We start from the raw sequence: 19,050 nt of genomic DNA, 5'->3' as shown, positions 1-19,050 counted from the left end.
GAGCTTATATTAGTCAGCTAGCTAGGGCGTTATTTGTCCGCCGTTAACATCTAGGATTTGCCCTGTGATGTACCCGCTACAAGCGTGTGATGCAAAGAAAGCAAATGAAGGGGCAACTTCATCAATATTGCCAAAGCGTCCCATTGGAATGTTGTTAGCAATGGTCGCTTTCAGATCGTCGCTTTTGCCATCGTGAAATGCGGTGTCAATAGTGCCCGGTGAAACAATGTTGAAACGGATATTGTCTTGCGCGAACTCTTTCACCCAATTGCGGTGAATGTCGTGTAACCACGCTTTAGATGCGGCATAGACGCCAGCACCCACACCACCGCCTTCGCGAGCGGCAATAGAGCCCGTGCTAATAACACACGATGTTTGCCCCGATAGAGCAGCAGATGCACGCAAGTGTGGGATGGAGAACTTAGTTGTCATCAGCGCGGATCGAACATTTAGGTTCATCACACGCTCATAAAACTCGTCATCGATATTTTCTAGACTTGCACGCCCACCAAGGCCACCTGCGTTGTTAATCAACACATCCATGCCGCCAAAATGGTCGGTGAACTCTTTGACTAACCTTTCGCACTCTAATGTGTCCATTAGGTTTGCAGGAAAAAACGCAACATCGCCACCCAATGCGGTGAGTTCGGTGAGAACGTCATCAACTTTTGGGCTGAAAGCACGACTATTGATGCCAATCTTTGCGCCGTACTTTGCAAAAATGCGTGCAGTAGCTAGGCCCATACCAGCAGTAGAGCCAGTAATTAAAATGCGTTTGCCTTTTAAATCGTTAAACATCAGAGTCGCCTATATTGTAGATTATTTGCGTTAATAAATCATACAATAACACTTGCTATATTCAAGAGTGTTCATCTAAAAACTGATCATTACCGACATAAATAGTGAGAGTAAGAGTGGTTTTGTGAGTTCACGCATACAAAAAATGTGTAAATAAGAACTATTTGTATGAATAAATGGGTATGTTTGGTTTGATGAGCTTAATACTTACAAGATTGTCAAAATAATGCTCTAGCCTATATTGGTAGTGACCTCACGTTATTCTGATACTGAGTTGGTAGAGATATAAATCAGTGTTATAGTACGAATTAAATAATACATATCTAATAAGTAAGTAGACACATGGCTGGTCATTTCAATTCTATTTCAGGCTCTAAGCGAAGCCTTCATGTGCAAGTTGCACGTGAAATCGCTCGTGGTATTTTGTCGGGCAATTTGCCTCAAGGTTCTATTATCCCTGGTGAAATGGCTCTGTGTGAGCAATTTGGTATCAGTAGAACAGCATTAAGAGAAGCGGTTAAGCTTCTTACTTCAAAAGGCCTATTAGAATCTCGCCCTAAGATTGGTACTCGTGTTGTTGACCGCGCGTTCTGGAACTTCTTAGATCCACAATTGATCGAATGGATGGACGGTTTAGCTGACACCGACCAATTCTGCCATCAGTTTTTAGGCTTGCGCCGTGCCATCGAACCTGAAGCTTGTGCGTTGGCCGCTAAATTTGCGACTGCAGATCAACGAATTGAATTATCAGAAATTTTCCAAAAAATGGTGGAGATATCTAGCGAAGAGATTCTTGATAAAGAGCGTTGGCTAGATATTGATATGAAGTTCCATAGCCTAATCTTCAACGCAACAGGGAACGACTTTTACCTACCATTCGGCAATATCTTAACGACTATGTTTGTTAATTTTATTTCTCACTCTTCTGAAGAGGGAAGTACCTGCATTGAAGAGCACCGCCAAATTTATGAAGCAATCATGGCGGGGAACAGTGATAAAGCGCGTCAAGCGTCAGCGAGTCACTTGCTAGAAACGAACCACAGGTTACCAATCGCTAGTTAATTGTTTTAAAAAGATTTTTACTTTGAATCTTTGTTGGAACCAGTTCATTGGAACTCAAAGGTACACCAGGAAAGCACGTTTAATACGTGCTTTTTTTGTATCTAAATTTGATGGAAACCTGACTGATGTCCAATATTTGACCTATTCTTTGCTGTTTTGTTAAAACCACTAGCAACCAGCCTTGTTAGTTATATAATAATACTAATTAAGTTATTGCGAGTGTGATTATGCCTCAGTCTTTATTACCAAATATTCTTCAGTTTATCGGTCAGATAGACCCATTCGATAAGATCCCTAAAGAAGCGCTGCGTGAACTTGCCTCTAATGTTCAGATCACTTACCTCGGCAAAGGTGATGTGGTTGATCTGTGTGAATCGGGTAAGGAAAAGTCGCTCTATATCATTCGAACTGGCTCTATGGAGCAACGAAAATCGGACGGTGTGCTTCGCGCACGTCTAGGTAGCGAAGACTTGTTCGGTTTTACATTCTTAGATTCTGAAGTCAACGACGAGAAAGGCTATAGAGCCATCGCAATTGAGAACACCTTACTTTATGTGATTCCACACTCGGCACTTCAAACGCTTTTCAAAGCTTTTCCAAGTTGCGCAGAACACTTTGCTTCACAGGCTCAGGTTCGTTTGAAGTCGGCATTGGATGTTGTGTGGTCAAATAAAGAGAAAGGCTTGTTCATTCGTAAGGTTGAAGAAGTGGCAAGCGGGCAGGTAGCCATTGTTAAGTCTGAGCAAACCATCCAATCGGTAGCGGTGGAAATGCTTCATCAACGCTCTCCATGTGCGGTGATATATGAGGGTGAAACCATTGTTGGTTTGATTACCGACCGTGACATGACTAAGCGAGTGATCGCTCACGGTGTCAGTACTGATAGCCTGATCTCAGAGGTAATGACACACTCTCCACTCACAGTGAAACCGGATGATTTAGTGCTGCATGCTGCATCTATCATGATGCAATTCAATATCCGTAACTTGCCCGTTGTGAAAGAGAATAAGGTCGTTGGTCTCCTCACCACGTCTCACTTAGTTCAAAACCACCGTGTCCAAGCGATCTTCTTAATCGAGAAAATCAAATACGCGGGCAGTGTGAAAACCATGTCTTCGTTTACCCCAGAGCGACAAGCTATTTTTGAAGCGCTGGTGGAAGGCAAGGTTGCACCGGAAACCGTCGGTAAGGTAATGACCATGATCATGGATGCCTACACCCGCCGATTGATTCAGATCGCGATTGATAAATTAGGCCCACCACCGTGTGATTTCTCTTGGATCGTAGCCGGATCGCACGCGCGTAATGAAGTGCACATGTTGTCGGATCAAGACAGCGCGATTGTACTGGCTGATGATGCGACAGACAGTGACCGTATTTACTTCAAACACTTAGCGATGATGGTGACCAACGGGTTGGCAAGCTGCGATTATCCGTTATGCCCAGGTAAATTCATGGCAGCGACGCCAAAATGGTGTCAGCCACTCAAGGTTTGGAAGCACTACTATAAAAAGTGGGTTGCCAACCCTGAGTATGAACGCCTACTCAACATCAGTGTGTTCCTAGAGATCCGTACTATTTATGGCAACAGTGAGTTCGAAGGTATTCTTCGTGATGAGCTGCATACCAATATTCGCGGCAACCGTGAGTTCCTAAGTACGCTCGTGAAAGATGCGGTCAATACCAATCCACCTTTGGGTATCTTCAACAGCTTGGTGTTAGAAAAATCGGGTGAGAACAAGAAAACCTTGAACGTGAAGAAATACGCCATCAACTTGATTATTGATTTAGCGCGTATTTATGGTCTCGCAGTGGAGTGTGACTTGTCGGCCACTGATGAACGCTTTGCGGCAGCCAATGAAAAAGGCATGCTGAGCGACGACGCATTCAAAAACATTCTAGGTGCTTACCAGTTCATTCTCTCTTTCCGATTCGGTCATCAACTTGAAGCGTTGAAGAACGGAGATGTGCCCGACAACAATATCAATCCAGATAGCTTTGGTAGCTTTGAGCGTAAACACTTGAAAGATGCCTTTAGGATCATTGCTGACCTTCAAGAAGCGGCGAAAATTCGTTTCGGAGCGCGCTAATGAAATCGTTTTTAAATTACTTTCATCCGCTTGAGCGAATTAAACGTAAACGTAAGCAATATCTGGAAACGGTTAAGTTGCCAGAAGCGTTACATGATCTCGTAGATCAGCCTTGCCCTGAAATGACGGACTTGGCCAAAGACAGTGACTATATCGTGTTGGATCTTGAGACCACGGGTCTAGACAGCGAACAAGATCTGATTTTGTCCATGGGTTGGGTCGATGTGGTCAAGGGGCGAATAGACTTAGCGTCCGCCAAGCATATTTACCTGGATAACGATTCGCAGATCAACGCCGAAACCGCCGTGATCAACCATATTACACCGCAAATGTTAGAAGAGGGCGCTTCTATTCATGATGCGATGCTGACGTTCTTCGAAGCTGCGAAAGGCAAGATTATTGTCGCGCACGCTTGCATGGTAGAAGAGAGGTTCATTAGCCAATATCTTCTTCGTTGTTATGGTTTACGAGCGATTCCTCTGCTTTGGCTAGACACATTGTGTATCGAAAAGAGTATGGAGAAAGCGATCAGCAATCATGAAGAGGTGGATTTGACTCTAGCAGGCACTCGTGAAAGATACGGGCTTCCTGAATACAACAATCATAATGCGCTTGCTGATGCAGTATCAACTGCGGAATTGTTTTTAGCTCAGCAGAAGCGAGTTGTGCCTAACGATGAAGTGACCGTTGCATTTCTCTATCGGATCAGTCACTAGGGTGAGGAGCGTTAAGTACTCGTCTCTTATTTAAATGAATTGATTGGAAAGAAGAAAAGCCAGCGATTAAGCTGGCTTTTGTTTAGGTCTTAGAAAATTAGGACAGTAATTATCTTAGATTATTTATATAGCTATCGATTAGAAGCTGTAAGTTAGACCAACACGGCTACGTAGCTCACGAGTCGCTTTAGTCGATGAAGTACTCACATCACCAAACTCTACATATGGTGCCCATTGACCCATCATGTGGCGAATACTTGCGTTCAACTCGTAGTTGGTATCGTCGTTGTCGTAGATGTCATATCCATCCGCTTTGTAGTAGTTACCCTCTAAACCAAAGCGCCAGTTTTCCATTGAGTAGTTAACGTTTGCCGTTAGACGGTGGCGGCGTTGGTTTTCAATGTTTTTCTCAACACCGACAATGTCACCATTACCGTCGAGCTCGTACTCAGTCGTGCTAGTATTTTGTCTCATATCGTAACGGTAACGAGCACTTAGGCTTAAGCCATCAATGCTATCAACGCTGTATGTCGCACGAACTTGAGGTTTGTACGTAATGCCAGATTCACGACCTTCAATTGGCATACCGTAAGTCATTGTCCAGTTATCGTTTAGTACATGACGGTAATTTAGACCAAGCTCCCAACCGTTGTTCTTCAAATCTTCCATGAATTTACCGTCTTCTCCCTTGAATTTCGCTTCGATATCTACAAGGAAGTTGCCAACGCTATCGCCCAGTTTTACACGAGTAGCGTGTTGATCTGTATGACTCTTGTATTCGTGTCTCATATCGAAAGACGCAGCAGATACAGAGCCAGCAGCGAGTACAGATGCCACAGCAATCACGATTTTAGTTTTATTCATGGTATTAATTCCATATTTATAGGTTGAGTATTGGCCATAATTACAAGCCAAATAGAGTAGTTCTTGTCTTCAATGCAATTTTTTGTTGAAACGATTTCTTGGCCATTTTCTTGGCTATTTCAAATTTGTTTTGCATTTAAATAATACAAATATGCTAACGATTTGAAGGCGCATGATCTGTGAATTGGATCGTGTTGTGGGGACAAAACCACTATTTACAAAGGGTTACAAAGTCAGTTTGCGATGGTAAGTTTATGATTTTTAGTGTTTTATTTGTATGTTGGTCATGATTTTTAAGGGTTTTGTTCATCAATAAATGTGCGCTACAGCAAAAAATTGAATCTTTAGATGCTATTTTCATTTGTAATACATTATTATTTACTAGCTTTCTGTAGCAACACATAACTTTGCTGTGTTGATTGCATGAACTGACGCTGCGAAGCGGATAAGTAAGAACGATTTAAAGGCTAAATGGTTAGAAAGGAAAAATGGCTGAAAGCCAAAATGCTTTAGACCGCTAGCATTTGTTTTAGGTGTTATAGAGCTCGACCAGAGATGGTTTGAAATGTAGTAGGCAAGGCAGTGACATAGCCTGCTATATAGATATGAACTTGATAGGAATGAACAGGGTTCGAATGGTTTCCCGTTGTTCTTATTAGCGACAAAGAAGAAATCGTTGAAGTGCTTGCGAAAGCATTTTGATTATTGCTCCCAACTATTCTAATTATAACTTCTGCTTTCGTTTAGAAAGGTAGGAGACGGTAGTCGAAGATCTACCCTTGCGCTCATGTTGATACAGGCAACATGAGCGTTTTTTTATCTGAAATTTGAGTAGAGAATAGTTTGATAAGCAAAAACGTGTAAGCCGCGCCTTAAGAGCTAAGCTTTTAGGTTGATGACAGCGCGTTCAAGTGAGTTTGTCTGTTCTACCACTGAAGTTGCAGAAGCGGCGTTTTTTGAAGCGCTCGTTACATTCGTCAGTGTCAGTTGTTTAATGGCATCTACGTTTTCGATGATCTCTGACGTCACTTCACTTTGCTCCTTCATTGCATTGGAGACTTCTAAACTGTTATTTAGAATGGTTTCCATGTCTGCGATAACCGATGTGATTCTTGAATGTGCCTTCTCACAAGAGTCGACACTGCTGTTACCTTTTTCACAACAATTTTGAATCGTGTTAACCACCATTTGGGTTTGATCTTGAACCCCTTGAATAATGGTTGAGATCTCTTCGGTTGAAAGCTGTGTTCTGCCAGCCAAGGTTCTCACTTCATCGGCGACGACCGCAAAACCACGACCTTGCTCTCCAGCGCGCGCTGCTTCAATAGCGGCGTTCAAAGCGAGTAGGTTGGTTTGTTCAGCAATGTCTTTAATCACTTCTAGTACGGTATTGATCTTTTCTGAGTGCACAGAAAGGCGATTCACTTCTTCACTCGCACTCACTAAGTCAGTTGAAAGCGTATTGATTGTGTCTCTGGTGAAGGCCACATCGTTCAGGCCATCATTTGCCGTGGAGAAGCTGGTCTGAGCATTTGATGATGCATTTTCACTATTGGTCGCAACACTTTGGATATTGCTGCCCATTTGATTTATCGCGGTCGCAATATTTTCTGTTTGTCGTTGCTGCTTGTTTAAAGCGCTTTCCACTTCTATACCGTCGTGTTGCAACTGGTTCGAAATGTTGCCGAGCTCTTGGATCGACCCTTGTACTTGACCAACAAGTTGACGAATATCTTCTAAGACGGTGTTAAATGACTTGGCAATATCCGCAATTTCATCTGAACCGCTGTCTTCCGCTTTAACGGTAAAGTCACGTTGTTGGGATACGTGCAACATGGTTGCGTTTAACGAGGCTATCTTCTTAGCGACACGCGATGAGATCCCAAAGGACAGTGCGATCAGTAATCCAGTGACGGCGATTACGGAACTCACAATAAACGTAGTGATGGTTTGTTGAATCGATTCGACCTGTTGTTCTAAACGACCTTCAACGCCGGTAAATATCGAGATGATATCTTCAAACAGCATTTTCATTTCTGATTTCAGCTCACTGACCTTTGCAGGGTTGCGTTCTATCGCGTCTACCATCAAGGAAAAATCTTTGTCGTATTGTTTTACTTCTCGTGTCAGCTTGTCTAACTCAGGCACCGCTATATCTGACTCTTCAAGTAAAACAGAGAAGCTATTCATCAACTGTTGGAAGTGTGAATACTCTTTGGCGAATTCAGGCTTGAGGGCTTTGTCGTGACTGATCAGAAACTCTAGTTCCGTTCGATTTAGTTGAAGCATCGAAACTTCAAGCGACTTCACCTTGATCAGGGTTTTCTCAAGTTTGATCAGCTTTAGGTTTGCCATTTCAGTGAATGAGACGACAACCAATAACGAAATAATGGATAAACAAGCAAGGCTAAAAAGGGAGGTTTTAATTTTCATAGGCAGGCACCAAAGCAAAACAATATGACTCAACAACGTATTTGGGAATCTCGTTTCTCTTATTTGCGTGATCAGTAGCTTACAAGCGGATAACTGGGATCTGACTCGCAACGGAAACGTTTGCTTACAGTATTTTATGGAAAGGTTATGCGCAAGTTAAATATTTATTATTTTCAATGACTATTGGTGATTGTTTTATCACTAGATGGAGTGCTGTAAATAATAACGAGAGATTGAGGTATAGTCGGACCAAAGTGATGAGGGGAAGTGGTAGAGAAAAGAGCAAGTGAAAAAGCCACGAACATTCACGCTTAGTCACATGAATGCTCGTTTCTCTTGTCTTCTCTTGTCTTCTCTTGTTGTGTCTCTTGCTCTTGTCGCTTAATTGCAGACGGGTTAGCAGCAGACGGTTAGCTGCAGGCGGATTCGCAGCAGTCGTTTATATGTATGAGACTAACCCTGTGAGAGCCGTTTTTTAGTATTAGCTTTCCGTCGGCATCCAAACCTGTTTAGACGTGACTTTGTGGTCTTTAAAGGTCAGTTCTTCAACCTTGTCTCCGTTAGCATTCCAGCGAGTGAGTTTCCCGTTTGCTACTTCGCCTTCATCAAATTTCGCTTGGCTGGCCTTATTGCCATTAGGGTAGTAGTCCGTTACCAATCCATCTTTTTGCCCGTCACTGAATTCGGCTGTTAGGCTTTGTTCGCCATTCGGATACCAGCGAGAGGCAACACCCGACAGCTCATTGTCTTTATAGTTGAGCTCCGCTTTTTTCTGTCCGTTTGGATACCAGGTCTCGGCCTTACCTTGCAGCTCACCTTTAACGTAATTCACTTTAGAAGCGACTTGGCCATTCGGATACCAGTTGGTTTCTAACCCAAGTTCTAGGCCATCGGCAAATTGAGCTTGGGTCGCGACTTGGCCGTTATCGAACTTCTCTTCAAATTGACCAGTAAAGGGTTTTGAGTGGTTTACTTGATAAGCCACACCTTTGCGCATTTGTAAGTAGTCAACAGCATCATCGCTGGTGGCTGCATAGCTCATAGAAGATACCGTACTAAGAGCAATTAAGATTGGAACGTATTTCTTCATAATGACACCTTTTTAATGGACGAGGGGAAAGTGTAACGGGTGTGTTAAAAGCATTTCACTTCCGAGAACCACTGTCAGTATCTAATAGTGGTTTTCAAGTTTTCATTATTGGCTACCTAATATAGGGAACTTTTAAAAGCGAATTCCCAATTCTATTTGTACTACAAGTGTGTTGGTTTGATTCATTTTTATAAATTATATCTAACGATATTTTTGCTGTTCTTCTTTGAGCTTTGATCGTGACAAATAATAGTTTTTGTCGATAATCATTCGTTTTTAGAGGGTTAGTTCATGTTTTTCGGGGTTTTTGTCGAAATCTAGTACGGATGGCTGCACTCACTTGAGGAATTATGCTCGTAGGTGGTGCAACTTTGAACTCGATCACTTGTATGATTAATTGAGTGTCAGACTGTAAGATCACTGTCACGTATTTAGACTATTGTAGTACAAATATGCTTGCCATCTATCTATAGTGACCTCAACAAAAAACATAAATAAAGGTCTCAAGATGGAACTCAATACCCTGATAGTTGGCATCTACTTCCTATTCTTAATTGCAATAGGGTGGATGTTCCGAACGTTTACAAGTACGACGAGTGATTACTTCCGTGGGGGAGGTAATATGCTGTGGTGGATGGTAGGTGCAACCGCATTTATGACCCAGTTCAGTGCGTGGACATTTACTGGTGCAGCAGGTAAAGCCTTTACCGATGGTTTTGCCGTAGCGATTATCTTTATCGCGAACGCATTCGGTTACCTAATGAACTACCTTTACTTCGCTCCGAAGTTCCGCCAACTGCGCGTTGTGACGGTTATTGAAGCGATTCGTATGCGTTTTGGTAAGGTGAATGAGCAAGTGTTTACTTGGTCTGGCATGCCAAACAGCGTTATCTCCGCAGGTATCTGGTTGAATGGCCTTGCGATCATCGCATCGGGTATCTTCGGCTTTGATATGACAACGACGATTGTCCTAACGGGTCTGGTTGTACTGGTGATGTCAGTAACGGGCGGCTCTTGGGCGGTAATCGCATCTGACTTTATGCAGATGGTTATCATTATGGCAGTGACCGTAACGTGTGCTGTAGTAGCGGTCTACCACGGTGGCGGTGTTACGCAAATCATCAATGATTTCCCAACCGATTCATTTATTACGGGTGATAACCTTAACTACCTAAGCATTTTCAGCATCTGGGCAGTGTTCATCTTCTTGAAGCAGTTCAGTATCACCAATAACATGCTGAACTCTTACCGTTACCTTGCAGCGAAAGACTCAAACAACGCACGTAAAGCAGCACTGCTTGCTTGTGTACTAATGACACTGGGTCCAATCATTTGGTTCATGCCTTCATGGTTCATGGCAGGTCAAGGTGTTGATTTAGCCGCTGCTTACCCAGAAGCTGGCAGCAAAGCCGCTGACTTCGCTTACCTTTACTTTGTTCAAGAGTACATGCCGGTTGGTATGGTTGGCCTTCTGATTGCCGCGATGTTTGCAGCAACAATGTCTTCAATGGACTCTGGTCTAAACCGTAACTCAGGTATTTTTGTTAAGAACTTCTACGAGCCGATTCTTCGCCCTAAAGCGACAGAGAAAGAGCTAATGGTTGTTTCTAAGCTAACGTCTACTTTCTTCGGTATCGCAATCATCTTGGTTGCTCTGTTCATCAATTCTCTTAAAGGTCTGAGCCTTTTCGACACCATGATGTACGTGGGCGCATTGATCGGCTTCCCTATGACGATTCCAGCATTCTGTGGCTTCTTCATCCGTAAAACACCGGATTGGGCAGGTTGGGGCACGCTAGTTGTAGGTGGTGTGGTTTCTTACTTCGTTGGTTTCGTTATCACAGCGGACATGATTCAAAACTGGTTCGGTCTAAACGAACTAACTGGCCGTGAGTGGGCTGATCTGAAAGTGGCTATCGGCCTTATCGGTCACATCGTATTTACTGCTGGCTTCTTCGTTCTTTCAACATTGTTCTACAAGCCATTACCGGAACACCGTGAGAAAGATGTCGACAAGTTCTTCAACAACCTAGCGACACCATTAGTTGCTGAGAGTAATGAACAGAAGAAACTGGATAACAAGCAACGTCGTATGTTGGGTTCACTTATCGCGGTAGCGGGTGTGGGCGTAATGACTATGTTCGTACTGCCAAACCCAATGTGGGGACGCATGGTATTCGTTCTGTGTGGTTTGATTGTGTTCTCTGTCGGCCTGTTACTTGTTAAAGCGGTCGATGACAAAGTCGAGCAACAAGACGAAGTAACTCCAGCCGAAGGCTAATTTAATACGCATCCTAAATAACATCACGGCCACCTAAATGGGTGGCCGTCATTTTTTATAATCCAAACTTTAACGTGAGATGTACGATGAACAAAAAACTATTATCGGTAAGCATTATTAGCGCGTTCACGCTCGCTTTTGCAACTGGCTGTACAACACAAGAAAAAACAGCACCCGCAGTCAGTGTCGCTGAACAAGCTGCGCCAGCTATTAGCGAAATCGACCGTAGTTACCTGTTGAGCAGTGACCGCTTAACTGAGGTCGATGGCGACACTTTAGCCGTTGCTTCAGAAGAACAAGTTGCTGCACTTAAAGCACAATTTGAAAACCTAAAAGATGGCGACGAAGTGGTGATCCCTGCTGGTAAATACGCGAACTTAGGTCAAGTGACTATTACGGCGAATGACATCACTATCAAGGCTGAGCAAGCAGGTTCTGCGTGGATCACTGGTTTGATTCAGTTTGAACTGAAAGGCGATGACATCACGCTTGATGGCTTGGTATTTACTGAGGGCGGTCCTAACGAAAGGTTTGGCGGCGTACGAATGATGGGCGACAACAACACTTTAAAGAATTCAACATTTTACTATTTCAACCACGCTTATGAATATCAACCTGATGAGCGTCGTTCTGAATACCCAAGATACCTATGGGTTTCTCTATGGGGTAAAGACGGCAAAGTCATCAACAACCGTTTCGAAGGTAAGCAAAAACGCGGCACGTTGATTGGTGTGCAAAAAGATGACACGCCAGACAACCATCTGATCGCAAATAATATCTTCATGGATCAAAAGCCGAACCAGTTTAACGAATTCGATATCAAAGAGGCGATTCGTTACAACGGCAACAGCTGGGAAGCACTTCGTATTGGTGATTCAAAATCTTCTCAGTGGGATTCTAATTCAAAATTCGTTAATAACTTGATGATCGACATGGATGGCGAGCGCGAGCTTGTCTCAGTTAAGTCGGGTGGCAACACAATTTCTGGTAATACGATTTTTGAAAGTTCAGCTTTGATTTCTTTGCGTCATGGTAAAGGAAGTAGTGTTGAAAATAACATTATTCTAGGTAATAAAAAGAACTTAACGGGTGGTATTCGAATCTACGACGAAGACCATGTGATCCGTAATAACTACATTGCGAATACTCGTGGACGTGACGGTGTGATTGAAGGCAATGCCGACCTACGTGGCGGCATTGTTATTAACACAGGTATCATCGACGTAGCGAATGGTGAACAGCTAGATCAATCAGTGAAGGGCAAAGAGCTGAACAAGCAATGGACGCCGAAAAACATCACCATCGAAAATAACTCTCTAGTCGACACTGAGTGGGGCATTATCTATGGCAACCAAACTCACCGTGTTAGCCTGTTCAATAATACGGAAGTTGAAAAGATTTATGCAGGTGTTGATGTAGCGTTCAAACACAACGTGGTTGATAACTCGCAATCACCTGAGTTTGTCAGTGTGCGTGCAACGCAAGATTTCCCATTAGTCGGCGCAACCTACACAGACGAAACTTACGTGGGTCAAGTGACGGATTCTGAGCTGATTGAAAGCTATTCGGTTGAACTGCCAAAAATGACGGTTGAGAACGGTATCAACGCTTATCAAGGCGAAGGTGCAGACGTGTCTAAACTTGCGGTCGTGACGGCTGAAACAGCGGGTCCGGACTACGTGCTTGAGAATACGACTAAGTAAGTTATTGGCTATGGGTCATTACTTAATGGCTAATGCTTAATGGTTTGAGCTATCAAATCAATTCACGATAGCTGTCTTGACCATTAACACTTAAAAAGCCTCAACAGATAATGTCTGTTGAGGCTTTATCGATCTTAGGTTGTGACTATCTCGATCTTACGTCGTGACTACTGTGATTTATACTTATGCAGCAGATCCCAAGGGATATGGCATAAGTGATGATCTTCAGGAAATAGGCTCAAATGATGCTGGTGGATGTCGTCGCTGGCAACATAATTGGTCAATGGCAATATCTCGAGTGCGATACGGTCGGCGTCGTCACGAGAGGCAACATAGTGCTTAGCTTCTGTTAAGTGTGCTGCGTTGGTGCTGTATACGCCTGTGCGGTACTTCTCTCCGACATCGACACCTTGTTTATTGACGCTGTAAGGGTTGATAATCTCAAACAAGTGTTTCATCAAAATCATTACAGACGTGACGCTTGGATCAAATTCAATTTGTACGCACTCTGCATAGCCATCGTAATCGCCTTGCGTCGACCCGTTTTCTGTTAGCTGGGCGCTTCCATTGGCACGGCCTGCTTCTGTGCTGATAACACCAGGAACGTACTTAATAAATTCCTGTACGCCCCATAAGCAACCGCCAGCTAAATAAATTTGTTCCATACTTACCTTTTACTTCTCTGTGTTTGTTGATGTTTGTTCGATGCGTGAATCAATACGATGATACCCGCACGTATAAAAAAGCGCCTATAAAAAATGAGCGCGCAAATAAAAACAAGCGTTTAGGTATTGTAAACCTGTGCGACTGAACAAACATAAGTTTAATATGATTTGTGATTATATAAATCAGTATTGCTTTGTCATCAACTCGAATCTCAACATCAAGTGAGCGTTACTCTAAACATGTTTGATCAAATAAAAGACTTCATTAATCCGAGCAAGAACCCAGATCTTACTCAGGCTCATGAATACCAGCGTCAGCATCTGCCGACATTGTGGCTCTTGGGAAAAACGGGGGCGGGCAAGTCATCGTTTATTCAGGCGGTGACTGGTGACTCGTCTGTAGAAGTGGGCAATGGTTTTGCGCCTTGTACCATGACGGCGATGTCTTACGAATTTCCACAAGACAAACCCGTGATGCGCTTTCTCGATACCAGAGGATTAAGCGAAGCGAATTATGATGCGAAAGAGGATCTGGAAGAGATTGGCCAGGCAGGTAATGCGTTAGTCGTTGTAATGAAAGCCGACGAACCTGAACAATCCTCAGTGCTTGCGGCTCTAAAGCAGATTAAGAAACAGAAGAAAATTAAACACTTGTTGCTTGTTCATACTGCAGTGTTGTCTTCCAGTGAACCAGATCGAGCAAGGCAGGTTCAGTTCAACACCAACCAAGTCGAGAAGGCTTGGGGTAAAGAGTTTGAATCGGTAGCAGTCGATTTCGAAACGGATGACTCGAGCAATAACAGTGGTTCAATTTACAACTATGACATCTTGTTAGAAAAGCTGACCAGTATTCTTCCTGTTATTGGAATGATGGTGCAAGACAAAGAGCATTCCACGCAAGAAGAAGCCAACTTTGATCAAGTAGAAAATGAAGTGCTTTGGTACGCAGGAAGCACGGCAGCGAGCGACCTGATTCCGGGTGTTGGTTTGGTGTCGGTGCCTGCGATTCAAGCGAAAATGCTACATAGTTTAGCGAATCAATATGGGGTCGAGTGGAACAAGAGAGTCTTCAGTGAGCTGATAGGCACTCTGGGAAGCAGCTTTGCTTTGCAATACGGAATGAAGCTGGGCACTCGACAGTTGATAAAGCTGATTCCAGTTTATGGTCAAACGGTAGGGGCAGTGGCTGCAGCGGCAATGAGTTTCGGCACCTCTTATGGTTTAGGTCGCGCGGCTTGTTTTTACTTCTATCATAAGAACAAAGGCGAAGAAGTGTCTGAACAAGAGATGCAGAAGATCTACAAAGAATCCCTGAAAAAAGGAAAGGCGGCGTCGGGCTATGAAGAAAATTAGAAACCTATTTCGATTACTGGCAGTGCTATCGAGCGGCCGCTGGGGTATTGCCCTGATTTCTGCCATCTTCCCTAGCATTATCATGATGGGTTTTGGTGTCTTCTTGGCGATCAAATACGGTTACCTACTCGAAATGTCGATTGCCATTGCCGTGAGTACCTTGGTATTCACCATTCCTTTGTTTATTTCTAGCCGTTCTTCTCGCGATTCTTCAAGCCGCTCTTCACGCCGATCTTCAAGTACGGAGCCCTTCTCAAATAAAGAGAGCGACGGCCTTGGCGAAGATGCTTCTGAATCTGAATCACAACATAACAAAGCTGATATCAACGATGCATTGGTTAAGGCTTCGACTGATTGGTCTCAAAAAGAACTGTCGATCTGGAATGATTCAAAACACCATGTACGCCAACAATTAATGGTCGACATAGAGTGGGGCAACCTAGACCAAACCGGTTTAGAAGTACTTGAGTTTGTGGCGAAAAAGTTTGATAAGAAATCGCTCGATTTCTCGATTCCTGAAGGGCTAAAGCTGTTCGAAGAGGTAAGCCGACGCTACAAACTGGTAGTGCGAGAGCATATACCGGGCATTGAGTATCTCAAGGTTTCTTACATTAAGGCGGGCTACGAAGCCTATGATAAATATGGCGAGCTAGGGCAGAAGATCGTTAAGGCCGCTATTTGGGGGAATCACCTCAAAAACCTCTATTTGAACCCGTTAAAAGTTGTTTCTGATTTAGGGAGAGAGCAAGCGACATCTTCAATGACAAGAGGTGTGGTTGATGACATGCAATACGCCGCCAAGCAAGCCTTATTAGATGAAGTTGCGGCGGTGGCGATTGATCTCTATAGCGGACGTTTCAGCATTGAAGATGAAGCACTGAAAGCGTCTGATGTTTCTGAACTCGACGAACAACGCTTTGCTCCAGAGTTAGAACCCGTGCGAATCGTGCTGGTGGGGCAAACCAGTTCTGGTAAATCTTCGCTTATCAATGCGCTTAAGCAAGAGTTGGTAGCTGAAGTGGATGTACTGCCATCAACCGACACTTCAACGGTATACAACGCGTTTGTCGACGACAATGATGTTCGCGTGGTTGATCTTCAAGGGCTTGATGGCAATCCTAAAACCGAAGCCTTAATGCTGAAAGAGATGACCCAAGCCGATGTGGTGTTATGGGTGCTTAAAGCCAATCAATCTGCGCGTGATTTGGATAAGCAATTGAAAGATAGATTTGATGCTTTCTATGACGATCCTAAGAACATCTCACGCAAGAAACCGATTGTGGTGTCGGTTGTGAATCAGGTAGACCGATTAAAGCCTGTAGACGATTGGCAACCGCCGTATGACTTAGAGAATCCAACATCAACCAAAGCAAAGATCATTGCTCAAGCGCTCGAATACAATCATATATTGCTGCAAACCGATATCGTGTTACCGCTGGCGATTGCGCCAGAAAAGGTACAGTTTGGTTTAGATACTTTAAGGCAGACGTTACTCGAACGTATCGCTGACGCAAATAACGTGCAGAGAAACCGCCAACGTTTAGAAGCCATGAAAAGAGGCACGTCGGTTAAAGGCCAACTGAATAAAGCGGTCAAGGCGGGTAAGAAGGTTGCCCCCAGTGCATTGAAAGCAGCGACGCCAAAACTGGCTGAAATGGCCATCAAGCAAGTCGTGAAGAAAAAGTAATCCACGACTGCGGCTGCAAAACGGTTCTGATGAGGCTTGAGACTCATCAGAGCTTATCTTTTCTAGATCTTGGCTTTTTAGCTCAATAGATTTCCAGAAAACAGCCATATTTGCCCCTTATTAGAGATGTATTGAGTTTAAAAGAGATTCGATATTATTAAGTAACTCGCTGAACTAGTTTAATAGTATGTAAACGGCTGTGATTCACAGTTTATATAACATGCTATCGTATTTAATTATCATTCTAAATGTTGATCACATTTATACTTTTCTAAGCTGTATTTATAAAACAATTGCACTATATTTAAATTTCGGATCATCTTGATTTCAACGTAGGGATATATTGTGAACATGTATCTGAAATGGCAATCAACAACATGGCTAACCTTGTTAGCTTGGTATACCTTAGATCACCAGCTCTCGTTCCGCCTTTCTTCAGAGTAGTACCCTCTAGGCGTCACGCGCCAGCAAAGCAGCGTGCTTTGTTTACCTATTAGCAGCTTTGATAACCTTTGAACGCATGAATGTCGCACTTATTATTTCGTGCAGAATATTCGTTGTTTTGTCGTTCTCGCTAATTATCTCAGCCTCTGTTTAGGTTCGATTAATAACTAATTATTTAACTTGTTTATTTTCACTGTTAATTTTCCGTCTATCTTTATGCGGAGCTATTAAATTAATGGTGAGGATTCGTGACATCTAAAGAAAATAGATTTCGACCTGATCGGAATGTATAGAAAGGTACTATTATGGAAAACTTCAAACATCTACCAGAACCGTTTCGTATTCGTGTTGTAGAACCAGTAAAAAGAACAACCTCTGCATATCGTGAGCAAGCCATTGTTGAAGCGGGCATGAACCCATTCTTACTGGATAGTGATGATGTGTTTATCGACTTACTGACAGACAGCGGAACCGGATCTATCACCCAACGTATGCAAGCCGCGATGTTAATGGGGGATGAAGCTTACAGTGGTAGTCGCAGTTACTACGCATTGTCGAATGCGGTTAAGGATATCTTCGGTTACGAGTTGACGATTCCAACACACCAAGGGCGCGGCGCAGAGCAGATCTACATACCTGTTCTTATCAAGAAGCGTGAAATGGAAAAGGGACTCGATCGCAGCAAAATGGTCGCTCTGTCGAACTACTTCTTCGACACAACACAAGGCCACACCCAAGTGAATTGCTGTGTGGCGAAGAACGTTTATACCAAAGAAGCGTTCGATACCTCAGTGAATGCGGACTTCAAAGGCAACTTCGATGTGGCGAAGCTGGAAGAAGCGATCTTAGAAGCGGGCGCGGCTAATGTTCCTTACATTGTGAGCACCATTACTTGTAACTCTGCTGGTGGGCAGCCAGTGTCTATCGCCAATCTAAAAGCCGTGTATCAAGTTGCTCAGAAGTACGACATCCCTGTGATCATGGACTCTGCACGCTACGCTGAAAATGCCTACTTCATTCAACAACGAGAAGCGGGTTATCAAGATTGGACAATCGAACAGATCACTCGTGAGTCTTACAAATACGCGGATGGCTTAGCCATGTCTGCCAAGAAAGATGCCATGGTACAAATGGGCGGCTTGTTGTGCTTTAAAGACGACTCTTTCATGGATGTGTACACAGAGTGTCGAACTTTGTGTGTGGTGCAAGAAGGCTTCCCAACCTATGGTGGCTTAGAAGGTGGCGCGATGGAGCGTCTTGCGGTTGGCCTTTATGACGGCATGCGCCAAGATTGGTTAGAGTACCGTATTGGTCAGGTTCAATACTTAGTCGATGGCTTAGAAGCGATGGGCATCGTGTGCCAGCAAGCAGGTGGTCACGCTGCGTTTGTCGATGCGGGTAAACTGCTTCCTCATATTCCAGCAGGTCAGTTCCCGGCACATGCTTTGGCGTGTGAACTCTATAAAGTCGCGGGTATCAGAGCGGTTGAGATTGGCTCATTGCTGCAAGGTCGCGACCCAGTAACCGGTGAACAACACCCATGTCCTGCTGAGTTGTTACGCCTTACCATTCCTCGCGCGACCTACACACAAACGCACATGGACTTCATCATCGAAGCATTCGAAAAAGTGAAAGAGAATGCTGGGAAAGTGAAAGGGCTCGATTTTACTTACGAACCGCCGGTGTTAAGACATTTCACTGCGCGCTTGAAAGAGGTAGAGACCAGCGAGAAACAAACAGAAAAAAAGAACGAACAAACGCTCGAAGAAGCATTTTAAAATAAAAACATAAGCGAATAGTCACTAGAACCCTAATCAAAGGCCCCCTCGGGAGCCTTTTCTTTTTTGGATGGTAGGGAGTTAAG

The 19,050-nt window shown here is 43.7% G+C and carries 13 protein-coding genes; 8 read left to right on the top strand and 5 right to left on the bottom strand.

Features of this window, described 5'->3' with window-relative positions:
* Positions 1 to 21: 21 nt before the first annotated feature.
* Entirely contained in the window at positions 22 to 798 is a 777-nt protein-coding gene (locus OCU90_RS10230; protein ID WP_004733530.1) for an SDR family NAD(P)-dependent oxidoreductase, read from the bottom strand.
* A gap of 342 nt (positions 799 to 1,140) precedes the next feature.
* Between OCU90_RS10230 and OCU90_RS10225 the strand changes: the two genes are divergently transcribed.
* The 3 genes from OCU90_RS10225 to OCU90_RS10215 all read left to right on the top strand — a co-directional run bounded on the left by OCU90_RS10225 (position 1,141) and on the right by OCU90_RS10215 (position 4,666).
* Positions 1,141 to 1,860, top strand: coding sequence for a FadR/GntR family transcriptional regulator (locus tag OCU90_RS10225; protein WP_004733531.1), 720 nt, complete (start codon positions 1,141 to 1,143; stop codon positions 1,858 to 1,860).
* A gap of 227 nt (positions 1,861 to 2,087) precedes the next feature.
* Positions 2,088 to 3,950 (top strand): DUF294 nucleotidyltransferase-like domain-containing protein, encoded by a 1,863-nt coding sequence (locus OCU90_RS10220; protein ID WP_017081004.1) that lies wholly within the window; start codon positions 2,088 to 2,090, stop codon positions 3,948 to 3,950.
* A complete protein-coding gene (locus OCU90_RS10215) occupies positions 3,950 to 4,666 on the top strand; it encodes a 3'-5' exonuclease (protein ID WP_099426162.1) in 717 nt (238 codons plus the stop codon). The genes OCU90_RS10220 and OCU90_RS10215 overlap by 1 nt, the downstream gene beginning before the upstream one ends.
* A gap of 138 nt (positions 4,667 to 4,804) precedes the next feature.
* On the opposite strand, the gene OCU90_RS10210 is transcribed toward OCU90_RS10215, so the two are convergent.
* The 3 genes from OCU90_RS10210 to OCU90_RS10200 all read right to left on the bottom strand — a co-directional run bounded on the left by OCU90_RS10210 (position 4,805) and on the right by OCU90_RS10200 (position 9,053).
* Positions 4,805 to 5,530: an oligogalacturonate-specific porin KdgM family protein gene (locus tag OCU90_RS10210; RefSeq protein WP_061021518.1), complete on the bottom strand. Its 726-nt coding sequence runs from the start codon at positions 5,528 to 5,530 to the stop codon at positions 4,805 to 4,807.
* An 879-nt stretch (positions 5,531 to 6,409) separates the two neighbouring features.
* The gene (locus OCU90_RS10205; protein ID WP_061021515.1) at positions 6,410 to 7,963 is read right to left on the bottom strand and encodes a methyl-accepting chemotaxis protein; all 1,554 of its coding nucleotides are present in this window, start codon (positions 7,961 to 7,963) and stop codon (positions 6,410 to 6,412) included.
* 481 nt (positions 7,964 to 8,444) lie between these two features.
* Positions 8,445 to 9,053, bottom strand: a complete 609-nt coding sequence (locus OCU90_RS10200; RefSeq protein ID WP_017081006.1) for a toxin-antitoxin system YwqK family antitoxin — start codon at positions 9,051 to 9,053, stop codon at positions 8,445 to 8,447.
* Between the two features lie 508 nt (positions 9,054 to 9,561).
* Between OCU90_RS10200 and OCU90_RS10195 the strand changes: the two genes are divergently transcribed.
* Positions 9,562 to 11,334, top strand: coding sequence for a sodium:solute symporter family transporter (locus OCU90_RS10195; protein WP_017092962.1), 1,773 nt, complete (start codon positions 9,562 to 9,564; stop codon positions 11,332 to 11,334).
* Positions 11,335 to 11,420: 86 nt separating this feature from the next.
* Entirely contained in the window at positions 11,421 to 13,037 is a 1,617-nt protein-coding gene (locus tag OCU90_RS10190; protein ID WP_061021513.1) for a polysaccharide lyase 6 family protein, read from the top strand.
* A gap of 167 nt (positions 13,038 to 13,204) precedes the next feature.
* Here OCU90_RS10190 and OCU90_RS10185 read toward each other — a convergent pair whose 3' ends face one another.
* Positions 13,205 to 13,702 carry a peptide-methionine (S)-S-oxide reductase gene (locus OCU90_RS10185; RefSeq protein WP_061021511.1) on the bottom strand — a complete coding sequence of 166 codons (498 nt, stop codon included), beginning with the start codon at positions 13,700 to 13,702 and terminating at the stop codon, positions 13,205 to 13,207.
* 240 nt (positions 13,703 to 13,942) lie between these two features.
* Here OCU90_RS10185 and OCU90_RS10180 point away from each other — a divergent pair, with 240 nt between their 5' ends.
* The 3 genes from OCU90_RS10180 (at position 13,943) to tnaA (ending at position 18,964) form a co-directional block, all read left to right on the top strand.
* The gene (locus OCU90_RS10180; protein ID WP_061021509.1) at positions 13,943 to 15,055 is read left to right on the top strand and encodes a YcjF family protein; all 1,113 of its coding nucleotides are present in this window, start codon (positions 13,943 to 13,945) and stop codon (positions 15,053 to 15,055) included.
* Positions 15,042 to 16,742 carry a GTPase family protein gene (locus OCU90_RS10175; RefSeq protein ID WP_061021507.1) on the top strand — a complete coding sequence of 567 codons (1,701 nt, stop codon included), beginning with the start codon at positions 15,042 to 15,044 and terminating at the stop codon, positions 16,740 to 16,742. Before OCU90_RS10180 ends, OCU90_RS10175 begins: the two co-directional genes overlap by 14 nt.
* A gap of 749 nt (positions 16,743 to 17,491) precedes the next feature.
* Positions 17,492 to 18,964, top strand: a complete 1,473-nt coding sequence (tnaA, locus tag OCU90_RS10170; RefSeq protein ID WP_061021505.1) for a tryptophanase — start codon at positions 17,492 to 17,494, stop codon at positions 18,962 to 18,964.
* The last annotated feature ends 86 nt before the right edge of the window (positions 18,965 to 19,050 follow it).

Source organism: Vibrio splendidus (assembly GCF_024347615.1).
GTDB classification, from domain to species: Bacteria; Pseudomonadota; Gammaproteobacteria; order Enterobacterales; family Vibrionaceae; genus Vibrio; species Vibrio splendidus.
Note: the sequence above shows the minus strand (reverse complement) of the source record. Positions and strands in the feature narration are given on the sequence as shown.